Source organism: Aquabacterium sp. (genome assembly GCF_035476535.1).
Lineage (GTDB): Bacteria > Pseudomonadota > Gammaproteobacteria > Burkholderiales > Burkholderiaceae_C > Pseudaquabacterium.
This window is the reverse complement of sequence record NZ_DATILJ010000247.1, coordinates 1-21,594: the sequence shown is the minus strand read 5'-3', so window position 1 is coordinate 21,594 and position 21,594 is coordinate 1. Positions and strand designations below refer to the sequence as shown.

The window sequence follows — 21,594 nt, the reverse complement described above, 5'->3', positions numbered from 1 at the left end:
GCCCTGCGCGGCGCCAGCGGCGCGCACGCCATCAAACGGTGCTGCGGTTCAGCAGGCCGGGTGGTGGAAACCACCCGCGGGAAGCCGTGAGGCACGTTCCGGACGGGTTCAGCAAGAGAAGCGGAAGCGGCCCGGCGGCCGGCGGCAAATCAGACGGCGACGGAACAGGGTCGCCAGGGCCAGGCTCCCCGGTCAGTCGACCTGATCGTCGTCAAGACGGTCTGTTTGCACGCGATGGACATGGCGGCGGAGTTTAGCAGCGGCTGGTGCACGAACACAAAACCAGCACGGAATCCGGCGTCCATCGCAGCCGAAACATCTGCATACTTCTTGGCCTGGCCGACGGCGCGATCGAATGCCGTCGCCACCCCTCAAGGACACCGTTGTGAAGTTCACCCTCAGATCCCCGCTGGCCGCGGCCGGCTTGTGCCTGCTGCTCGCCTTGCCTGCTGCAGCGCAGACCTTCGAGACCGCCGGCGTCAAGTACGACAGCAGCGCGCAAGTGGCCGGCAGCGCGCTGCAGCTCAACGGCGCAGGTATCCGCTACAAGGCCATCTTCAAGGTCTACACCGCCGGGCTGTACCTGAATGCCAAGGCCGGCACACCGGAAGCGGTGCTGGCCAACAGCGGGCCGAAGCGCATGCACATCGTGATGCTGCGCGACATCGACGCGAACGAACTGGGCAAACTGTTCACCCGCGGCATGCAGGACAACGCGCCGCGCGAGGAGTTCGTCAAGTCCATCCCCGGCACCATCCGCATGGGCGAGCTCTTCGCGGCGAAGAAGAAGCTCAGTGCCGGCGAGAACTTCAGCGTCGAGTACGTTCCCGGCTCCGGTACCACGGTACTGGTGAATGGCAAGTCTTCCGGCGAGCCGATTCGTGAGCCGGAGTTCTTCAACAGCCTGCTGCTGATCTGGCTGGGCAAATCGCCCGCGGACAGCATGCTGAAGGAGTCTCTGCTGGGCCGGCCGCCGAAGCGCTCAGAGAACTGAGCGCAGGTCCAAGGCATCGAGCCGGGCGATCACCGCATCGGCCCCGGCCGCCTCGGCGGGTTCGCCGTGGTTGTAGCCATAGCTGACCAGCACCACCGGGCAGCCTGCCGCACGCGCCGCGCGCGCATCGTTGCTGGAGTCCCCCACCATCAGCGTGCGCGCCGGCGTGCTGCCCAGCGCCTCGCAGGTGCGCAACAGCGGCAGCGGATCGGGCTTCTTGCGCGCGAAGGCATCACCGCCGAAGACCACGCTGAAGAAGCCGTCCAGGCCCTTGGCCACCAGCAGTGGTCGGGCGAATGCCGTGGGTTTGTTGGTCAGGCAAGCCAGCTTCAGGCCGGCCGCCGTCAATTGCCGCAAGCCTTCGGTCACGCCCGGGTAGACGGCCGAATGCCGGCCGTTCATCACCCGGTAGTGCTGCTGGTAGAGCGCCCAGGCCTGCGGGTAGAGCCCAGCGTCGGCCCCCACTTGCGCCAGCGTCGAGCGGATCAGGTGTTCCGAGCCCTTGCCCACCGTGCGCTCGATGAAGCCGCGGTCCACCGGCGGCAGCGCCAGTTCGCCCAGCACCGCGTTCAGCGCGGCCTCGAAATCACCGACGGTGTCGACCATCGTGCCGTCGAGGTCGATGATCGCCGCTTGCAGCTGCAGCGGCCCGGCATCACCGCGCAGCGGCATCAGGCGGCCAGTTCGCGCCGCATCGCATCGATCACCGCGCGGTAGTCCGGCTGGCCGAAGATCGCACTGCCGGCCACGAAGGTGTCGGCGCCGGCATCGGCCACGCGGCGGATGTTGTCGGGCTTGATGCCGCCATCCACCTCGAGCCGGATCTCGCGGCCGGTCTCGCGTTGGTGCGTGTCGATGATCTGGCGCAGCCGCTCGATCTTGCGCAGCGCACTGGGGATGAAGCTCTGGCCGCCGAAGCCGGGGTTCACGCTCATCACCAGCACCAGGTCGACCTTGTCGATGACCCATTCGAGCACGTCGATCGGCCCGGCCGGGTTGAACACCAGCCCGGCCTGGCAACCGGCCGCCTTGATCAGCTGCAGCGTGCGGTCGACATGCGTGCTGGCATCGGGGTGGAAGCTGATCAGGTCCGCGCCGGCCTTGGCAAAGGCCTGGGCCAGCGCATCCACCGGCTGCACCATCAGGTGCACGTCGATCGGCACCCGGCTGCCATCTGCGCGCACCGCATGCTTGCGCAGCGCCTCGCAGATCATCGGCCCGAAGGTCAGGTTCGGCACGTAGTGGTTGTCCATCACGTCGAAATGGATCCAGTCGGCACCGGCGGCGATGACATCTCTCACCTCCTGGCCCAGTTGCGCCAGGTCGGCGGACAGGATGCTGGGGGCGATGCGAAAACTGCGTGACATGGGGGTGTGGCCAACGGGGGGATGGGCGGATTTTCTCAGTCTTTCTAGAATGCCCTTCATGGCCCGCCCCGAACTCACCTGCACGGTTGCCGTGCGCCCGCTGCTGGAAGAGACCGATCCGGCCCAACAGCTCTACGGCTACGCGTACACGGTGACGATCCGCAACACCGGCAACGTGGCAGCGCAACTCATCGCGCGGCACTGGCTGATCAGCGATCACCGCGGCCAGGTGCAGCAGGTGCGCGGGCTGGGCGTGGTCGGCCACCAGCCGCTGCTGAAACCGGGCGAGCAGTTCGAGTACACCAGTTGGGCGCAGATCGCGACGCCGCAGGGCTCGATGCAAGGCACCTTCTTTTGCATCACCGACGACGCGCACTGGTTCGAAACGCCGGTGGCCGAGTTCGCGCTGGTCGATGCCGCGGCGCTGCACTGAATGAGCTTCTGCACGCCGGCTGAGTGGCGCCCCCGTTGAGCGCATGACGGAAGCCGTGTGGGACCTGACGGCGCTGCTCAACGCCGCCGATCCGAAAGCCGCGCGCCCCGAGCGCCACCTGTGGCTGGTGCGGCTGGTGGAATGGCTGCGCCATGGCGAAGACGAGCGCGAGCCCGGCGAAACGCCGCGTCCAGTGCTGCGGCTGAAGCACCTGCTGAATGTGCTGGAGCGCAACGCCAAACCGCGCGAGCGCATCGTCGCTCTGCTGGCGCGTTTCTGGCGCGAGACCGAACTGGCCACGCTGTTCGCCGACTTCGGTTTCACCGCGCGGCGTGACCTGTGGGGCGAGCTGGGCGAACGACTGAACCAGCGCTTCCTGCCCGCCACGCCCGACACCGACGACCTGGGCACGCTGTTCCAGCTGCTCTTCACCGACGACGCCGATGCCACCTGGCTACGCGCGATCGACGACGATACGCTGACCCGCCTGGCCGCGCTGTTTGCCAGGGCGCGTGCGGACGCGCCGTCCACCAAGCTCCGTGCCGATGCCCCGACCGAGGGCAGCGACTGGCGCGGCCCGCTGCTGCAGGCCATGACCTGGCTGGTCAGCGTGATCTGTGCCGCAGCCATCGCACCACCGCTGCGCCGGCGCATGAGCGCCGAGTTGCTGGTCGACCGGCCCTTCGAACAGCTGGTGCGGGCCGGCGAAGCGCTGGCCGATAGCGTGCGCAGCGCGCCGCCCGGCATCGCGCAACCCGAAGCCGCGCGCCAGCACGCCACCTACCTGCTGGCGCTGCTGGACCGCTGCCGTCGCGCGGCCGACAGCGTGACCGCCCACCTCGAAGAGCATGGCGTCTCGGTGCACATCGTCTTCGAGCTGGAGCAGCTGAACGCGCGCATCAGCCGCGTCGAGGCGGTGCTCGGCGTGCTGCTGTCGGAATCGCCGCAGCGCGAGTTGCAGACACTGCTGGCCGACCTGGTCGCCCTATCACGTGAAAGACGCAGCCTGCGCGCCTTGCTGGCGCGCCAGTATTCGCTGCTGGCGCGCAAGGTGGCCGAGCGCCATGCCGAGACCGGCGAGCACTACATCACCCGCACCCGCGAGGAATACCGCGACATGCTGCGCGCCGCCGGCGGCGGCGGCGTGGTGATTGCCGGCACCACGTTCGCGAAGTTCGCGCTGCTGGCGCTGGGCCTGGCGCCGTTCTGGGGCGGCTTCGCGGCCGGCCTGAACTACGCCATCAGCTTCCTGGTGATCCACCTGATGCACTGGACGGTGGCCACCAAGCAGCCGGCGATGACCGCGCCGGCGATGGCCGAAAAACTGGCCAACCTGAACGACGACGCGGCGGTGGACAGCTTCGTCGACGAAGTGGCGCACCTGGTGCGCTCGCAGATTGCCGGCATCGCCGGCAACCTGGCGCTGGTGGTGCCGGTGGTGCTGGCAGTACAGGGCCTGGCCTGGGCGGTTTTCGGCCGGCCGCTGGTAGGCGAACACGACGCGCTGTACGCGCTGAAGTCGATCACGCTGCTCGGACCCACGCTGTTCTTTGCCGCCTTCACCGGCATCCTGCTGTTTGCCAGCAGCCTGATTGCCGGCTGGGTCGAGAACTGGTTCGTCTACCACCGGCTCGACAGCGCGCTGGCCCACAACCCGGCCATCGTCGCGCGGCTGGGCGCGACGCGGGCGCTGCGCTGGTCGGCCTGGTGGCGGCGCAACATCTCCGGGCTGGCCGCGAACACCTCGCTGGGCTTGCTGCTCGGGCTGGTGCCGACGCTGCTGGCCTTCGTCGGTGTGCCGCTGGACGTGCGCCACGTCACGCTGTCCACCGGCCAGCTGGCAGCGGCCGCCAGCACGCTGGGCTGGGCTACGCTGGCACTGCCGGCGTTCTGGTGGTGCCTGGCCTCGCTGCCGCTGATCGGTGTGCTGAATCTCGGTGTGAGCTTCTGGCTGGCGCTGCGCGTGGCTCTGCGCTCACGCGGCATCACGCTGGGTGACCGGCGGCGCCTGTCTACCGCGATCCGCGCCCGCTTGTGGCACCGACCGCGCAGCTTCCTGCTACCGGATTGAATCGTCGTCGTTGCGGCGCTCACCGCCGCGGCGACCCTGGAACATCGTCCACCAGACAATGAAGACCAACAGCAGGCCGGCGCCCAGGGCCTCCAGCAGAATCACCCACATGACCTTGTTTCCCCGGTGGATCGCGGCGGCGATTCTAGGCGTCAGCGCCGGCTGCGCGATGGTGCCGTCGCCGACGCCCGAACGGCCCGAGCCCGGCACGCCGACCCTGCCGGGCCTGCCTCCCGCGGGCAAGGAGAGCGGCCCGGTGATCGAGCGCGCCGGCGCCCGCTGGGTGGCGGTGGACTGGTCCGACCTGCCCGGCTGGGCGGACGACCGTGCCGCCGAGCTATGGCCCGCTCTGCGCGCCGGCTGCGCCAAGCCGCCGGCCCCCTGGGCCACGCTGTGCGCGCGCGTGGCGCGCTTCACGCCGGCAGACGACGGCTTTGCGCGCGACTTCCTGCAGCAGGAGCTGCGGCCCTACCGCGTGGAAGCGCGCGACGGTGGCAGCCAGGGCCTGGCCACCGGCTACTTCGAGCCCCTGATCGCCGCCAGCCGCAAACCGCAAAGCGGCTTCACGGTGCCGCTGCACCGGCCGCCCACCGACCTGGCCACGCGCAAGCCCTACTGGACCCGCCAGCAGCTCGACAGCCTGCCGGCCGCGCGCCAGTCCCTGCGTGGCCAGGAGATCGCCTATGTCGCCAGCCCGCTGGATGTGCTGATCCTGCAGATCCAGGGTTCGGGGCGGCTGCGCATCAGCGAGCCCGATGGCAGCGAACGCACCGTGCGCGTGGCCTATGGCGGCCACAACGACCAGCCCTATCGATCGGTGGGGCGCTGGCTGATCGAGCAAGGGGAATTGCGCGCCGACGGTGCCTCATGGCCCGCCATCCGCGATTGGGGCCAGCGTGCACGGCCGGAACGCTTGAACGAGATGCTGTGGAGCAATCCGCGCGTGGTGTTTTTCCGCGAAGAGCCGCTGCCCGAGGACAACAGCGGCCCGCGCGGCGCGATGGGCGTGCCGCTGACCGCCGGCCGCTCGGTGGCGGTGGATCCCGGCGCCGTGCCCTATGGCACCCCCCTGTGGCTGGACACCACCGAGCCGCTGTCCAGCACCCCCCTGCGTCGGCTGGTGCTGGCGCAGGACACCGGCACGGCCATCACCGGCGCCGTGCGCATCGACTACTTCTGGGGCACCGGCGCGGCGGCCGAGCAGCAGGCGGGGCGCATGAAACAGCCCTTGCGGCTGTGGGCCTTGTGGCCCAGGTAGTCGGGGCGGCGCTCTGTCCGACTCGCGGCGGGAGCCGATCGGCTGATCATCGCCCCCGCGGCCGCAGATGTGCCAGCGGCAGCGCTGCCCCCGCCTTCACCTCGCCCAGCGAAAAACTGGTGTGGATGTCCTTCACGTTCGGCAGCTTGAACAAGGTGTCCATCGACCAGCGGGAATAGGCATCGAGGTCGGTCGCCACCACATGCAGCTCGAAGGTGCCGGCACCGCTGATGTAGTGGCAGGCCACGACCTCGGGCAGCGAGCGGATGGCGTCTTCCAGTGCCGCCGTGGCCAAGGCGTTGTTGCGCTCGGCATCCACGCGCACGAAGGCCAGCACGCCCAGGCCGATGCGGCGGCGGTCGATCTCCGCCCGGTAGCCGGTGATGTAGCCCTGGGCCTCCAGCCACTTCACGCGCCGCCAGGTCGGCGCGGCCGACAAGCCGATGCGCGACGCCAGCTCGGCGTTCGACAGCCGCGCATCCCGCTGCATCTCATCCAGGATCGCCACGTCGTAGCGGTCCAGGCCGCTGCCATGGGCTTCGTCGGCGTCGGTCACCGGACCCCGCGTTTTCCCTGGACCAGGCTTGTTGAGCAGCTTTCTTTCTTTTGCGGTCATTTTCAGATGGATTTGTTGCCTGGAGTATGGCTCTGGCGGCAAACAAAGAAAAGACTTCGCAAGCCCGTTTCCCTACACTGACCCGTCCTGTTGCCCCCTTCGCCACCCCCGCCTGGAGCCTGCCGCCGATGAATGCCCCTCTGCCCGAGTCGATCCGCAAGGCCCTCGAAAGCGCCACGCTCGACGACAAGTACCAACTCGGCAGCGGCCGCGCGTTCATGAGCGGCGTTCAAGCGCTGGTGCGCCTGCCGATGCTGCAGCGCCAGCGTGATGCGATCGCCGGGCTGAACACCGCCGGCTTCATCAGCGGCTACCGCGGTTCGCCGCTCGGTGGTTACGACCAGGCGCTGTGGGCAGCCAAAAAACACCTGGAAGCGCAGAACATCGTCTTCCAGCCCGGCGTCAACGAAGAACTCGGCGCCACCGCGGTATGGGGCACGCAGCAGCTCGATCTCTATCCGCAGGAGAAGAAGTTCGACGGCGTGTTCGGCATCTGGTACGGCAAAGGCCCGGGTGTCGACCGCACGTCGGACGTCTTCAAGCATGCCAACATGGCCGGCACCGCCAAGCATGGCGGTGTGATCGCCATCGCCGGCGACGACCACGTCAGCAAAAGCTCCACCGCCGCGCACCAGAGCGATCACATCTTCAAGGCCTGCGGCCTGCCGGTGTTCTTTCCGTCCAATGTGCAGGACATCCTGGACATGGGCCTGCACGCCTTCGCGATGAGCCGCTTCGCCGGCGTGTGGTCGAGCATGAAGACGATCCAGGAAGTCGTTGAATCCTCGTCGTCGGTCCACATCGATGCCGACCGCGTGAAGATCGTGATCCCGGAAGACTTCCAGATGCCGCCCGGCGGCCTGCACATCCGCTGGCCCGACCCGGCGCTGGAGCAGGAAGCACGGCTGATGGACTACAAGTGGTACGCCGCGCTGGCCTACGTGCGCGCGAACAAGCTGAACCACAACGTCATCGCCGGTCAAAACGACCGCTTCGGCATCATTGCCAGCGGCAAGGCCTACAACGACACGCGCCAGGCATTGGTTGATCTCGGCCTCGACGAGGCCGCCTGCACGCGCCTGGGCATCCGGCTGCACAAGGTCAATGTGGTGTGGCCGCTGGAAGCGACGATCACACGCGACTTCGCGCAAGGACTGCAGGAGATCCTGGTCGTCGAAGAGAAGCGCCAGGTCATCGAATACCAGCTGAAGGAAGAGCTCTACAACTGGCGGCCCGATGTGCGCCCGAACGTGGTGGGGAAGTTCGACGAAGTCGAAGGCCCGAACGGGGAAGATCGCAGCGGCGGCGAGTGGAGCCGGCCGAATCCCAGCGACAACTGGCTGCTGCGCGCCAAGGCCGACCTGACGCCCGCGATCATCGCCAAGGCCATCGCCAAGCGGCTGAAGAAGCTCGGCGTCGATGCCGACACCGTGCGCCGCATGGACGAGCGCCTCGCGGTGATCACTGCCAAGGAAGCCTCGCTCGCCGCGCTGACGCTGGACACTGGCGACCGCACGCCGTGGTTCTGCTCCGGCTGCCCGCACAACACCAGCACGCGTGTGCCCGAAGGCTCGCGTGCGATGGCCGGCATCGGCTGCCACTACATGGCCAACTGGATGGACCGCAGCACGTCCACGTTCACGCAGATGGGCGGTGAAGGCGTGCCCTGGGTTGGCCAGGCGCCGTTCACGACCACGCAACACATCTTCGCCAACCTCGGCGACGGCACCTACTTCCACAGCGGCTCGCTGGCCATCCGCCAGAGCATCGCCGCCGGCGTCAACATCACCTACAAGATCCTCTACAACGACGCGGTGGCAATGACCGGCGGCCAGCGCGTGGGTGAACGCCCCGAGGGCCACTCCGTGCTGCAGATCATGAACAGCGTGGTCAGCGAAGGCGTGAGCAAACTCGTCATCGTCACCGACCAGCCCGAGAAGTACGAGGGCGTGGCCTTGGCGCCCGGCGTCACCGTGCATCACCGCGACGAGTTGGATGCGATCCAGCGCGAGTTCCGCGAGATCAAAGGCTGCAGCGCGATCATCTACGACCAGACCTGCGCCACCGAGAAGCGCCGCCGCCGCAAGCGCGGCACGATGGCCGATCCGGAGAAGCGGGTCGTCATCAACGAGCTGGTCTGCGAAGGCTGCGGTGATTGTTCGGTGCAGAGCAACTGCCTGTCGGTCGAGCCGGTCGAGACCGAGTTCGGCCGCAAGCGTCGCATCAACCAGAACACCTGCAACAAGGACTACTCCTGCGTGAAAGGCTTCTGCCCGAGCTTCGTCACGGTCGAAGGTGGCACGCTCAAAAAACCGAAGAAGGCCGCCAAGGGTGACCTGTCGGCGCTGCCGCCGATTCCCGAACCCGTGCTGCCGGTGGCCGAGAGCGCCTGGGGCATCGTCGTCGCCGGTGTCGGCGGCACCGGCGTCATCACCATCGGCCAGCTGCTCGGCATGGCCGCTCATCTCGAGGGTAAGGGCATCGTCACGCAGGACGCCGGTGGCCTGGCGCAAAAGGGCGGCAGCACCTGGAGCCACATCCAGATCGCCAACCGGCCCGAGGCCATCCACACCACCAAGGTCGACACCGCGAAGGCCGACCTGGTGATCGCCTGCGATGCGATCGTCGGCGCGCAGAAGTCCACGCTGCAGGTGATGCAGCTGGGCCGGACATTCGTGGCGATGAACAACCACGGCACACCCAGCGCTGCCTTCGTCAGCAACCCGAACTGGCAGTTCCCGGGCGGCAGCTGCGAAGCCGCGCTGGTCAGCGCCGTCGGCCGCGAGAACCTGCGCAGCTTCGATGCCGAGCAGGTCGCCGCGCAGATGCTGGGCGACAGCATCTACACCAACCCGCTGCTGCTGGGCTACGCCTGGCAGATGGGTCGCATCCCCTTGAGCCATGCCGCGCTGATGCGTGCCATCGAGCTGAATGCGGTGCAGATCGACAACAACAAGGCCGCCTTCGAATGGGGTCGGCGCTGTGCGCATGACCTCGCCGCCGTGCAGGCCTTGTTCAAGGCAGCGCAGGTGATCGAGTTCGTCAAGAAGCCCTCGCTGGACGAGATGCTGAACAAGCGCATCGACTTCCTCACCGGCTACCAGGACGCGGCCTACGCGCAGCAGTACAAGGCCTTCGTCGACCAGGTGCGTGCGGCAGAAGCGCCACTGGCCAAGGGCACGGGCTTGAGCGAAGCCGTCGCCCGCTACCTGTTCAAGCTGATGGCCTACAAGGACGAGTACGAAGTGGCGCGGCTGCACACCGACCCAGCCTTCACCGCCAAGATCGAATCGATGTTCGAAGGCGACTACAAGCTGGTGCACCATCTGGCGCCGCCGCTAACGGCCAAACGCAACGACAAGGGTGAACTGCAGAAGCAGCCCTTCGGCCCGTGGATGCGCACCGCCTTCGGTGTGCTGGCCAAGCTGAAGGGCCTGCGTGGCGGTGCCTTCGATGTCTTCGGCCGCAGTGAAGAGCGCAAGACCGAGCGTGCGCTGATCGTCGAGTACCGCCAGTGCGTCGAGGAACTGTTGAAGACGCTGAACGCCGGCAACCTGGCCCTGGCCGCCGAGATCGCGCGCATCCCGGAAGAGATCCGCGGTTATGGCCATGTGAAGGAACGGCACCTGAAAGCCGCCCGCCTGAAGTGGGACGCCCTGATGCTGCGCTGGCGCCAGGTCGACAGCAGCAGCCGCGCAGCATGACCTGAGCCCGATTCACAACTGTGAGGCAAAGATGCCTCACATTGGTGCTTTCAGATTCCTGGGGCCATCTAGAGTTCCTGACAGTCGGCGCGTTGTGTTGGTCGACAGGAATGACCCCATGAATCTCAATCAACTTCGCCTCGGCCCGCGGCTCGCGCTGGGCTTTGGCTTGGTATTGGCCCTGGTGGCCGCCATCGCGGCGCTGGGCTGGTCGCGCCTGGCCTCCACACTCGACGAAGTGACCGCCGGCGATCACCTGCAGCGCCACGCCGCCAACGCCGGCGACTGGCGCGCGTTGACCCAGCTCAACGTCACCCGCACGCTGGCCATTGCCAAGGCCCGCGGCAGCGAGGAGGTCAACAGTTTCCTGTCGCCGCAGATGAAGGACACCAGCGCGCGCATCAGCGCCGTGCAGAAGGCGCTGGAAACCGAGATCATCACGCCGCAAGGCAAGGCCTTGATCGCCGACATCGCCCGGCTGCGCAAGACCTACATCGCACAGCGCGACGTCATCTTCGCGCAGCTGAAGGCGCAGGACCCCGGCGCCTGGCAGGCCATCGAGCAGCAGTTGCTGCCATCGGCCGACGCCTATGTCGCCGCGATCACCAAGTTCCAGCAACACCAGCAAGGCCTGGCCGACGAACAGACCGCCGCCACCACCGCCGACGCCAAACGAGCGCAATGGCTGCTGGCCTCGCTGGCGCTGATGTGCCTCGTGCTGGGTGCCGGCGCGGCCTGGGTCATCACGCGTTCGGTGACGCGGCCCTTGCGCGACGCCGTGGCAGCCACGCAGCGCATCGCCGCCGGCGACCTGTCGCAGCCGGTGGCCCACGTGGGCCGCGACGAGGTTGGCGACATGCTGGGCGGCCTGGCCGAGATGCAGCAGTCGCTGCGCAAGCTGGTCGGTGAAGTGCACCAGGCCACCGATTCGATCCGCACCGCCAGCAGCGAAGTGGCCGACGGCAGCCTGGACCTGTCCAGCCGCACCGAACAAGCAGCCGCCAGCCTGCAGCAGACCGCCTCGTCGATGGAGCAGATCTCCACCACCGTGCGCCACACCGCCGAATCGGCGCAGACCGCCAATGCGCTGGCCGCCTCCGCCTCCAAGGCCGCGACGCAGGGCGGCCAGGTGGTGGCGCAGGTGGTCACGGCGATGGAAGACATCAGCAACCGCTCCAAGCAGATCGGCGATATCACCGGGCTGATCGACACCATCGCCTTCCAGACCAACATCCTGGCCCTGAACGCCGCGGTGGAAGCCGCCCGTGCCGGCGAGCAAGGCCGCGGCTTCGCGGTGGTGGCCGGCGAAGTGCGCACGCTGGCGCAGCGCGCGGCCGATGCGGCGCATGAAATCAAGGCGCTGATCGGCAGCTCGGTCGACACCGTCGATGCCGGCGCCCGCCTGGTGCAGGACGCCGGCAGCGTGATGAGCGAAATCGTCAGCTCGGTGCAACGCGTCAGCGGCATCGTCAACGAGATCACCACCGCAGCAGGGGAGCAGTCCACCGGCATCGGCCAGGTCAATGTGGCCGTGAACCAGCTCGACCAGATGACACAGCAGAACGCCGCGCTGGTGGAGGAGTCGGCTGCCGCCGCGGCCAGCCTGCAGGAGCAGGCCGCACGACTGGCCCGCCTGATGGGCGTGTTCAAGCTCGACGCAACACCGCCGCACGCGGTGGCCGCCACCTGACACGCGCACGCCCGCCGGGGTGTGCAGCCCGGCGCGGCTCGGAGGCGGCTGACGGGTTCAGTGCCCATATCCAGGGTGCGGTACCGGTGGCATCATGGCCCGGTCACGACTTTCTGACCGAAGCCGATGAAGCCCACCGCAGCTCGGACCCGTTGCCGCACTGTCTTCCAGCCGCTGGTGCTGGCCGCACTGATCAGCCTGGGCCTGCCGGCCCGGGCGGCCGAGTTGGTGGTCTACAGCACCGGTGCCGTACGCTCGGTGGTCAGCGCACTGGCGGAGGTGTTCCGCCAGGAAACCGGTCACACCGTGCGCCTGAGCAGCGCCACCGCCGGTGAAGTGCAGGCGCAGATGGAACAGGGTGCGCCCGCCGACCTTGTCATCGCGCCGGACGCCACCATCAGCCGGCTGGCCGCCAAGGGCCTGGCGATCGGCGAGGCCCGCCATGTCATCGCCCGGGTCGGCATGGGCGTGGCGGTGCGCGAAGGCGCGCCGCGGCCGGCGATCGACACGCCCGAGGCCTTCCGCCAGACCTTGCTCGATGCCGCCACGCTGACCTATTCCGACCCCGCGGCCGGCGGCACCAGCGGCCAGGCGCTGATGGGCCTGGTCGACCGCCTGGGCATCGGCGCCGCGGTGCGGGCCAAGGCAACGCCCGGCACCGGTTATGTCTGCGAGAAGGTCGCCCGCGGCGAGGTGGCGCTGTGCGTGCACCAGATCAGCGAGATCCTGCCGGTGGCCGGCGTCGTGCTGGTCGGCCCGCTGCCGCCGGCGCTGCAGCAGGTCACCGCCTACGTCGCCGCACCCACGCCGCGTGGCGCCGACGCACCGCTGGCCCAGGCCTTCATCGAACTGCTGACACGCCCGGCCATGCGCGCGCGTTTTGCCGCAGCCGGCATGGACTACCCCGCACCGTGAGCGGCCCGATGGGCGCCTTGCCGGCCATCGCCGGCGGCGGCAACGAGACGATCGGCTGGTTTGCGCTGCGCGCGGCCACCGCGCGTGACGCGGGCGCCCGCGTGCCGTTTTGCGTCCAGCAGCAGGCCCATGCGCTGGACGTCGGCTCGGTGGCCCGCCAGCACCTGCCAGCCCTGTCGCGCTGGCCCGAAGCGGTGCGCGTGGACGAACACGGCGTCACGCTCACCGTCGCACCCGCCGCGCGCGTGGCCTTCTTCGCGCAGGCCAACGCCTGGCTGCATGCCCAGGGCCTGATCGTCGGCTGGCGCGATGAAACCTACCCGGTGCTGGCCTTGCGCAGCGGCGAGTGGCTGGCCAGCTTCGAGCGCGCCGCGTCACGCTTCTGGGGCACGCTGACCTTCGGCGCGCATTGCAACGGCTACGTTGCCGACGCCAGCGGCCGCCCCACCGCGTTGTGGCTCGCCCGCCGCGCCTTGACGAAACCCACCGACCCTGGCCTGCTGGACAACCTGATCGGCGGCGGCGTGCCGCAGGGCCAGAGCCCCGCCGATGCGGTGCTGCGCGAAGGCTGGGAAGAGGCCGGCCTGCGGCCCGCGCAGATGCAGGCGCTGCAGCCCGGCCACCAACTGCGCATCGAACGCGACATTCCCGAAGGCCTGCAGCATGAACTGCTCAGCGTGTTCGACCTGGCCATGCCGCCCGGGCTGACACCCTACAACCAGGATGGCGAGGTGGCTGAGCTGCGTTGCCTGCCGCTCGCACAGGCCCTGGCGCTGGCCGCCAGCGACGCGATGACGGTAGACGCCGGCCTGGTGACGCTGGACTTTGCGCTGCGCCACCAGCTGCTGCCGGCGCCCCGGCACGCCGTGCTGGAAGCGGCCCTGGCGCCGCTGCGCCAGGGCCTCGCGCAGCTACCGAGCAACATCAGCGCCACACATTCGGGAACTTTTGCGTTCAATCAAACTGAAACGCCGGGTCAAGCCGGCTGAACGCGGCTGCCCGGACCGGCCGCGACACTGCGCGGCATGGCCTCCACCCCGCTTCCCACCGCCGCACGCTACAGCAACGTGGCGATTGCGCTGCACTGGCTGCTGGCGCTGATGATCGTCGGCAGCTTCGGCGTCGGGCTGTACATGGCCGCGCTGAACCCCTCGATCACCAAGCTCAAGTTGTACAACTGGCACAAGTGGGCCGGCGTGACGATCCTGACGCTGTCGGCCTTGCGGCTGCTGTGGCGGCTGACGCACAAGCCGCCGGCCGACCTGCCGATGCCGCGCTGGCAAGCCCAGGCCGCGCATGTCACGCACGGCATGCTGTACCTGATGTTCTTCGTCGTGCCCCTGGTCGGCTGGGCCTACAGCTCGGCCGCGGGTTTCCCGGTGGTCTGGTTCGGCGTGCTGCCGCTGCCCGATTTCGTGCCGGTGGACAAGGCGCTGGCCGAGGCCATCAAGCCCTGGCACGGGCGCTGCGCCTGGCTGCTGGCGGTGCTGGTGCTGGCCCACATCGGCGCGGCGCTGAAGCACCACTTCATCGACCGGGATAGCCTGCTGCAACGCATGCGCCCCGGCAAACCCATGCTTGCCGGCAATGGCCCTGACCCGCAGGCCCTGCCCGGCAAACCCTGATCCGCAAGTCTTGCCCCGTTCACCAGGAACCCCCATGTCCCGCACTTTCCTTTCGCTCACTGCCAGCGCGCTGCTGGCCGCCGCGCCGGCCTTCGCGCAGACCGTCGTGCCGGCGCAAAGCGACATCAGCTTCGTCAGCAAGCAGATGGGCGTGCCGGTCGAAGGCAAGTTCAAGAAGTGGACCGCGCAGATTGCCTTCGATCCGAAGAAGCCCGAAGCCGGCAAGGTGGCCTTCACGATCGACACCGGATCGGCCTCGTTCGGCGCCGCCGAAACCGATGCCGAAGTGCCCAAGGCCGCCTGGTTCAACGTCGCCAAGTTCCCGCAGGCCAGCTTCCAGTCCGGCAGCATCAAGGCCACCGGCGCCGGCAAGTTCGATGTCGCCGGCAAGCTCACGATCAAGGGCCAGGTGCATGATGTCGTGGTGCCAGTCAGTCTGACGTCAGCCGCCGGCGGCAGCGGCAGCGCCGTGGGCAGCTTCACGATCAAGCGCCTCGATTTCAAGATCGGCGAAGGCGAGTGGGCCGACACCTCGATGGTGGCCAACGACGTGCAGGTCAAGTTCAAGCTCGCCCTCAACGGCCTAGCGCCGCTGTAATGACCATTTCAGCGGCCTCGGGCCGCTGTGATCCTCCCCCTTCACCCACCGCAACCCCACCGAAAGCTTCCGATGATCCGCACCACCGTTCTCGCCGCCGCGCTTGCTGCCACGGCCTTTGCCGCCCAGGCCGAAGTCGCCAACTACGCCTTCGACCCGACCCACACCTTCGTGTCCTTCGAGATCGGCCATTTCGGCACCTCCACCAACCGCGGCCGCTTCGACAAGAAGCAGGGCACGGTGCAGTTGGACAAGGCCGCCAAGTCCGGCAAGCTCGACGTGACCATCGACACCACCTCGATCAACACCGGCACCGAGCCCTTCAACAAGCACCTGCAGAGCAAGGACATCCTCAACGCCGCCGAATTCCCGACCGCGCGCTTCGTCTCCGACAAGTTCAGCTTCGCGGGCGACAAGGTCTCGGAAGTGGCCGGCCAGCTGACGCTGCTGGGCAAGACCCTGCCGGTGGTGCTGAAGGCCACCAACTTCAACTGTTATGACAGCCCGATGCTCAAGCGGGAAGTCTGCGGCGGCGACTTCGAAACCACCATCGTGCGCAGCCAGTTCGGCGTGAACTACGGCCTGAGCTACGGCTTCCCTGACACCGTGCGCCTGATCGTGCAGGTCGAAGCGGTCAAGCAATGATCCCCGGCGCCGGCCGCGCGCTGATCGCCGCTGGCCTGCTGGCCGGCGGTGCGGCGAGCAGCGCGGCCGGTGCTGCGCCGGTGGACTACCGGCTCGACCCCACGCACAGCTTCGTCACCTTCGAAGTGCTGCACTTCGGCACCTCGACCATCCGCGGCCGCTTCGGCCCGCTGAACGGCGAGGTCACCCTTGATCGCGAAGCGAAACGGGGGCGTGTGCAGGTGGTGGTCGCGATGTCGCAGCTGAGCACCGGCCTGCCGGTGCTCGACGCGCGGCTGCGCGAGCCCGACATGCTGGCCACCGAGGCCAACCCGCAGGCCTATTTCGTCGCCGAAGGCTTCGAGTTCGATGCGCAGGGCCAGGTCAGCGCCGTGCGCGGCGAGTTCACGCTGCGCGGCCAGGGCCAGCCGCTGACACTGACCGCGCAGCGCTTTCGCTGCTATACCAGCCCACTGTTCCGGCGCGAGGTCTGCGGCGGCGACTTCGAGGCCGAGTTCAAGCGCAGCAGCTTCGGCATCACGCACAGCCTGCCCTTCGTCGGCGACGCGGTGCGTCTGAAGCTGCAGGTCGAGGCCATCGCGCAGTAGACCCGGGGGGCGCCACCGCCCTCCCTCCCGACAGTCTGTCGCCATGGATCCCCATGGGCCATGGGATCAACCTGACAGGGATCGCCCCATTGCCAAGCGGCAGGGGTCGTCCAATAGTCCTTGCACGTTGGGCGCCGTCCCGGCGCACTCCAAGGACTGAAGGAGACCCCCATGTCAGAGCTGAAAAAGACTGGCGGCACTGGCGCGCCACGACGTCGATTCCTCAAGCGTGCCGCCGTCGGCGGTGCCGCGGCCACCGGCCTGGCCGCGCCGATGATCTCGACCGCGCAGACAGTGAGCCTGCGCTTCCAGTCGACCTGGCCGGCCAAGGACATCTTCCACGAGTACGCCAACGACTTCGCCAAGAAGGTGAATGACATGGCCGGCGGCCGGCTGAAGATCGAGGTGCTGCCCTCCGGCGCGGTGGTGCCGGCATTCCAGTTGCTCGAGGCCGTCAACAAGGGCACGCTGGATGGCGGCCACGGCGTGCTCGTGTACCACTACGGCAAGAACACCGCGCTGTCGCTGTGGGGCTCGGGACCCTCGTTCGGCATGGACGCCAACATGCTGCTCTCCTGGCACACCTATGGCGGCGGCAAGGCCTTGCTGGAGGAGATCTACAAGTCGATCAACATGGACGTCGTGTCCTACCTTTACGGCCCGATGCCGACCCAGCCGCTGGGCTGGTTCAAGAAGCCCATCGCCAAGGCCGACGACCTGAAGGGCATGAAGTTCCGCACGGTCGGCATCGCCGTGGACGTGTTCACCGGCATGGGCGCCGCCGTCAACCCGTTGCCCGGCGGCGAGATCGTGCCGGCGCTGGACCGCGGGCTGATCGACGGCGCCGAGTTCAACAACGCCACCAGCGACCGCATCCTCGGCTTCCCCGACGTGGTGAAGAACTGCATGCTGCAGAGCTTCCACCAATCGAGCGAGCAGTTCGAGATCCTCTTCAACGGTCCGAAGTACCGCGCGCTGCCGGCTGACCTGCGGGCGATCATCGACTTCGCGGTGCAGGCGGCGAGCGCCGACATGAGCTGGAAGGCGATCGACCGCAACTCGCAGGACTACCTCGAGATGAAGAAGCAGGGCATCAAGTTCTTCAAGACGCCCGACGCCATCCTGCGCCAGCAACTCGACGTCTACGACAAGGTGGTCGCGAAGAAGTCGGAGGAGAACGCGCTGTTCAAGAAGGTGCTCGACTCGCAACGGGCCTTTGCCGAGCGCGCCGGCCAATGGCAGAACGACTACACGGTCGATCTCAAGATGGCCTACAACCACTACTTCGCGAAGAAGAAGAGCTGATAGCTCACCGACCAGCCCGCGTCAGCCGGCCCGCCGCATCATCCCGGCGGGCTGGTTTCGTTGACGAGCACCTGCAGCGCCCCAGCCGATGAACGTTCAACGCCTGCTGCACACCGCCGACCGCATCAGCACCTGGACCGGCAAGACCTTCGCCTGGCTGATCGTCGCGCTGATGTTGGTGGTCTGCGCGGAGGTGTTCAAGCGCTATGCGCTGAACGCGCCGACAGCCTGGATCTACGACGCCAACAACATGATGTACGGCACGCTGTTCATGATGTGCGGCGCCTATGCGCTGGCGCATGACGGCCATGTGCGGGGCGACTTTCTCTACGGCAAGTTCAAGCCGCGCACCCAGGCCGCGCTGGACCTGGTGCTGTTCATCGTGTTCTTCCTGCCGGGTATCGGCGCGCTGACCTGGGCCGGCTGGAGCTACTTCAACGAATCACTGGCCATGCGCGAGCAGACCTTCAACGCCACGCCGCTGCCGCTGTACCCGTTCAAGTTCATGATCCCGCTGGCCGGTGCCATCGTGATGCTGCAAGGCATCGCCGAGATCATCCGCTGCATCGTCTGCCTGCGCACCGGCGCCTGGACGCCGCGCCTGAAGGACGCCGAAGAGATGGACGTCGTCGCGCAGCAACTGGCCAGCAGCACCCATGTCGATGAAGCCTCGCGCCGCGAAGCGATGGAAAAGGCCAAACACATCGACGAAGCCGCGCGCCAGCGCAGCAGTGGTGAACGCCCATGAATGAAGCGCTGCTCGGGCTGTCGATGCTCGGCCTGATCGTCGTCGTCATCATGCTCGGCTTCCCGACGGCGTTCACGCTGATGGGCCTGGGCATGTTCTTCGGCTTCATCGCCTTCTACAACCCGGCCCAGCACTGGTACGACAACCGGGTCTTCGACCTGATGGTGCAGCGGGCCTTCGGCGCGATGACCAACGAGACGCTGCTGTCGATCCCGCTGTTCGTGCTGATGGGCTACGTGATGGAGCGCGGCGCGCTGGTGGACAAGATGTTCCACGCGGTGCAACTGGCGTTTCGCCGTGTGCCGGGGTCGCTGGCGGTGGCCACGCTGATCATCTGCACCTTCTGGGGCATTGCCAGCGGGCTGGTCGGCGCGGTGGTGGTGCTGATGGGCGTGATCGCGATGCGGCCGATGCTCAACGCCGGCTACGACACGCGGCTGGCGGCCGGCGTCATCACCGCCGGCGGCACGCTGGGCATCCTGATCCCGCCGTCGGTGATGATCATCGTCTATGCGGCGGTGGCCGGGCAGTCGGTCGTCAAGCTCTACGCGGCGGCCATGTTCCCGGGCTTTTTCCTGGCGCTGCTGTACGTGATCTACGTCATCGGCTGGGCGCTGATCAGCCCCAAGGTCGCGCCCAAGCTGCCGCCGGAAAAGCAGCGCGCACCGATCTCGCCGTGGGTCGCCCATGTCGCGGCGAACTACTCGCCGCGCCTGCTGCCGGCGCTGCTGGTGGCGGTGCTGGCGCCGGGCCGTGCGTTGCGCGTCCCGGCCATCGGCGAAGCCCATGCCGACAGCAAAGCCCTCGCCGACAGCAGCGCCACCACCGACGGCCTTCACCTGCGCTGGACGACGCTGCTGCGTGGCCTGCTCACGGCGCTGGTGCCGCTGCTGCTGGCCGCGGTGACGCTGGGTGTCGTGTGGTGGTACGTGACGATCTATTCGCAGCGCGACAACAATCCAGCGCCGGCCGCGGCTGCGGTGAGCGCCGCGGCGGCGCCGCAGACACCGTCGCTGGCCGAGCCGCCGCCCGCCGGCGGGCTGCAGGAACCACCGGGTTCGTCAGACGCCCAGGAAGCGTCGTCCGGCGTGCAGGAGCCCCCCGGCGCGGTCGCCGCGCCGGCCCCCACCGAGCAGGGCCTGCAGGCGCTGGGTGAACCGGTGGCCGCGCCGCATGCCGAGGCCGTGCCGCCATCGTTCTACACCGGCTTCTGGCTGACTTGCGCCTTCACGCTGGCACTGCTGGCCTGGTACTACTGGCGCATGGACGCCGAGCAGTTCGAGATCCTGCGCCTGCTGGTGTCGTCGGTGATGCCGCTGGGCCTGCTGACGCTGATCGTGCTGGGCGTGATCCTGTTCGGCATCACCACCGCCACCGAATCGGCGGCGGTCGGCGCCGCCGGCGCTTTCCTGATGGCCTGGCAGGCCGGCACGCTGAACTTCCAGCGCACCAAGGAAGCGGTATTCCTCACCGCCAAGACCACCGCGATGGTGTGCTGGCTGTTCGTCGGCTCGGCGCTGTTCTCGGCAGTGTTCGCGCTGCTCGGCGGGCAGCGCGTCATCGAGCAGTGGGTGCTGGGCATGAACCTGACGCCGCTGCAGTTCCTGCTGCTGACGCAGGCCCTCATCTTCGTGCTCGGCTGGCCGCTCGAATGGACCGAGATCATCGTCATCTTCGTGCCGATCTTCCTGCCGCTGCTGGCGCACTTCCAGATCGACCCGCTGCTGTTCGGCACGCTGGTCTTCGTCAACCTGCAGGCGGCCTTCCTGTCACCGCCGGTGGCCATGTCGGCCTTCTACCTGAAGGGCGTGTCGCCGCCGCATGTCACGCTGAACCAGATCTTCGCCGGCATGATGCCGTACATGTTGATCGTTATCCTGTGCATGGTGATCATGTACGCCTGGCCCGGCATGACGCTGTGGCTGCCCGGTTACCTGTACGGGCGGTGAGGGCCCCGTCGGGCAGGCGCAGATAGCGTGGCTCGCTGGCGCTATGCTCGCGCCGCCTGCCCATGAGCCCGAGCCCGAGTCCACCTGCCCCCGTCCTGCGCCTGGCCGGCGCACCGCACTGCACCGCTGCCGATGGCCGCGTGCTCGAACTCGGCGCGCCCGATGCGCTGCTGCTGGCCTGGCTGGCGGTCGAGGGGCCGACCCCGCGCGAGCGCCTGGCCACGCTGCTGTGGCCCGACAGCCCCATCGATGCCGCGCGCAACGCGCTGCGCCAGCGCCTGTTTCGCCTGCGCCGGCTGTGCGACGGCGAGTTGGTGAGCGGCAGCCAGCAGCTGGCGCTGGCCGAGGGCGTCACGCATGACCTGGCCGACGCGCAGACCCTGCTCGGCACGCTGGAGATCGATGCCGGCGGCACGCTGCACGACTGGCTGCGCAGCGAGCGCCAGCGCCGCCGCGAAGCCCAGCGCCAGCAGCTGACGCAGCGCATCGCCGCGTTCGAAGCCGCCGGCGAACCCGCCGCCGCGCTGCCGCTGGCCGAAACCCTGCTCGCGCTGGACCCGACCCGCGAGGACGCCCACCAGCGCCTGATGCGCCTGCACTACCTGGGCGGCGACCGCAGCGCCGCGCTGCAGGCCTTCGACCAGTGCGAGCAGGTGTTGAAGCATGAGCTCGGCACGCGGCCTTCACCCGACACGCTGGCCCTGCTGGCCACCATCGAGGCGGCCGCGCGGGACCGCCAGCCCTCGCCTACCGCGCGGCGCACGCTGCCGGCGGCGCTGATGCGCCCGCCGCGGCTAGTCGGCCGCGATGCCGAGTTGGGCCTGCTGCGGCGGGTGCTGGCCGGCGGCGGGCGGCTGCTGCTCAGTGGCGAAGCGGGGCTGGGCAAGTCGCGCCTGCTGCAGGCGCTGAGCGAGCCGGCCAGCGGCGCGCCGGCGCGGCTGCTGCACGGCAGCGGCCCGCTGATGGCCGCCGGCCGGCCGGGCGACGCGCTGGTGCCCTATGCCGTGCTGGCGCGCCTGCTGCGGGCGCTGCAGCAGCGCCTGCCGCAGGCGCTGGCCGCGGCACCGCCGGCGCAACTGGCGCCGCTGC

General features: G+C 68.4%; 20 protein-coding genes. 16 read left to right on the top strand and 4 right to left on the bottom strand.

From position 1 onward, the window contains the following. The first annotated feature begins 385 nt into the window (after positions 1-385). Positions 386-994 carry a chalcone isomerase family protein gene (locus tag VLK61_RS24460; protein WP_325424885.1) on the top strand — a complete coding sequence of 203 codons (609 nt, stop codon included), beginning with the start codon at positions 386-388 and terminating at the stop codon, positions 992-994. Here the strand turns inward: VLK61_RS24460 and gph are convergent. Then, positions 983-1,666, bottom strand: a complete 684-nt coding sequence (gph, locus tag VLK61_RS24455) for a phosphoglycolate phosphatase (RefSeq protein ID WP_325424883.1) — start codon at positions 1,664-1,666, stop codon at positions 983-985. The two genes, VLK61_RS24460 and gph, sit on opposite strands and share 12 nt — an antisense overlap. Further along, a complete protein-coding gene (gene rpe, locus VLK61_RS24450; RefSeq protein ID WP_325424881.1) occupies positions 1,666-2,361 on the bottom strand; it encodes a ribulose-phosphate 3-epimerase in 696 nt (231 codons plus the stop codon). The genes gph and rpe overlap by 1 nt, the downstream gene beginning before the upstream one ends. Positions 2,362-2,419: 58 nt before the next feature. Between rpe and apaG the strand changes: the two genes are divergently transcribed. Together apaG and VLK61_RS24440 are read left to right on the top strand one after the other, a co-directional pair. Further along, a complete protein-coding gene (gene apaG, locus VLK61_RS24445) occupies positions 2,420-2,794 on the top strand; it encodes a Co2+/Mg2+ efflux protein ApaG (RefSeq protein ID WP_325424879.1) in 375 nt (124 codons plus the stop codon). A 43-nt stretch (positions 2,795-2,837) separates the two neighbouring features. After that, positions 2,838-4,865, top strand: coding sequence for a site-specific recombinase (locus VLK61_RS24440; protein ID WP_325424877.1), 2,028 nt, complete (start codon positions 2,838-2,840; stop codon positions 4,863-4,865). Here VLK61_RS24440 and VLK61_RS24435 read toward each other — a convergent pair. Then, positions 4,854-4,976, bottom strand: coding sequence for a hypothetical protein (locus VLK61_RS24435; protein ID WP_325424875.1), 123 nt, complete (start codon positions 4,974-4,976; stop codon positions 4,854-4,856). The two genes, VLK61_RS24440 and VLK61_RS24435, sit on opposite strands and share 12 nt — an antisense overlap. Between VLK61_RS24435 and VLK61_RS24430 the strand changes: the two genes are divergently transcribed. Next, the gene (locus VLK61_RS24430) at positions 4,975-6,123 is read left to right on the top strand and encodes a murein transglycosylase A (protein ID WP_325424873.1); all 1,149 of its coding nucleotides are present in this window, start codon (positions 4,975-4,977) and stop codon (positions 6,121-6,123) included. The two genes, VLK61_RS24435 and VLK61_RS24430, sit on opposite strands and share 2 nt — an antisense overlap. Positions 6,124-6,169: 46 nt before the next feature. Here VLK61_RS24430 and VLK61_RS24425 read toward each other — a convergent pair whose 3' ends face one another. Further along, positions 6,170-6,739 carry an Lrp/AsnC family transcriptional regulator gene (locus tag VLK61_RS24425; protein ID WP_325424871.1) on the bottom strand — a complete coding sequence of 190 codons (570 nt, stop codon included), beginning with the start codon at positions 6,737-6,739 and terminating at the stop codon, positions 6,170-6,172. A 128-nt stretch (positions 6,740-6,867) separates the two neighbouring features. Here VLK61_RS24425 and VLK61_RS24420 point away from each other — a divergent pair, with 128 nt between their 5' ends. From VLK61_RS24420 to VLK61_RS24365, 12 genes are all read left to right on the top strand, one after another. After that, a complete protein-coding gene (locus tag VLK61_RS24420; protein WP_325424869.1) occupies positions 6,868-10,443 on the top strand; it encodes an indolepyruvate ferredoxin oxidoreductase family protein in 3,576 nt (1,191 codons plus the stop codon). Between the two features lie 118 nt (positions 10,444-10,561). After that, positions 10,562-12,133 (top strand): methyl-accepting chemotaxis protein, encoded by a 1,572-nt coding sequence (locus VLK61_RS24415; RefSeq protein ID WP_325424867.1) that lies wholly within the window; start codon positions 10,562-10,564, stop codon positions 12,131-12,133. A 126-nt stretch (positions 12,134-12,259) separates the two neighbouring features. Continuing rightward, positions 12,260-13,048: a molybdate ABC transporter substrate-binding protein gene (locus VLK61_RS24410; RefSeq protein WP_325424865.1), complete on the top strand. Its 789-nt coding sequence runs from the start codon at positions 12,260-12,262 to the stop codon at positions 13,046-13,048. Further along, complete coding sequence (locus VLK61_RS24405) at positions 13,045-14,037, top strand: NUDIX hydrolase (RefSeq protein WP_325424863.1); 993 nt, start codon at positions 13,045-13,047, stop codon at positions 14,035-14,037. The genes VLK61_RS24410 and VLK61_RS24405 overlap by 4 nt, the downstream gene beginning before the upstream one ends. 36 nt (positions 14,038-14,073) lie before the next feature. Then, complete coding sequence (locus VLK61_RS24400; RefSeq protein WP_325424862.1) at positions 14,074-14,673, top strand: cytochrome b; 600 nt, start codon at positions 14,074-14,076, stop codon at positions 14,671-14,673. A gap of 34 nt (positions 14,674-14,707) precedes the next feature. Next, a complete protein-coding gene (locus VLK61_RS24395) occupies positions 14,708-15,271 on the top strand; it encodes a YceI family protein (RefSeq protein WP_325424860.1) in 564 nt (187 codons plus the stop codon). Positions 15,272-15,346: 75 nt separating this feature from the next. Then, positions 15,347-15,916, top strand: a complete 570-nt coding sequence (locus tag VLK61_RS24390) for a YceI family protein (protein ID WP_325424903.1) — start codon at positions 15,347-15,349, stop codon at positions 15,914-15,916. Continuing rightward, positions 15,913-16,503, top strand: a complete 591-nt coding sequence (locus VLK61_RS24385; RefSeq protein ID WP_325424858.1) for a YceI family protein — start codon at positions 15,913-15,915, stop codon at positions 16,501-16,503. Before VLK61_RS24390 ends, VLK61_RS24385 begins: the two co-directional genes overlap by 4 nt. Before the next feature lie 171 nt (positions 16,504-16,674). Continuing rightward, on the top strand, positions 16,675-17,808 hold the full coding sequence (locus tag VLK61_RS24380; protein ID WP_325424856.1) for a TRAP transporter substrate-binding protein: 1,134 nt from the start codon (positions 16,675-16,677) through the stop codon (positions 17,806-17,808). A gap of 88 nt (positions 17,809-17,896) precedes the next feature. Next, positions 17,897-18,556: a TRAP transporter small permease subunit gene (locus tag VLK61_RS24375; RefSeq protein WP_325424854.1), complete on the top strand. Its 660-nt coding sequence runs from the start codon at positions 17,897-17,899 to the stop codon at positions 18,554-18,556. Continuing rightward, positions 18,553-20,505, top strand: coding sequence for a TRAP transporter large permease (locus VLK61_RS24370; protein WP_325424852.1), 1,953 nt, complete (start codon positions 18,553-18,555; stop codon positions 20,503-20,505). Before VLK61_RS24375 ends, VLK61_RS24370 begins: the two co-directional genes overlap by 4 nt. Before the next feature lie 62 nt (positions 20,506-20,567). After that, the coding region (locus VLK61_RS24365) for a BTAD domain-containing putative transcriptional regulator (protein ID WP_325424850.1) at positions 20,568-21,594 on the top strand (1,027 nt) is incomplete at its 3' end.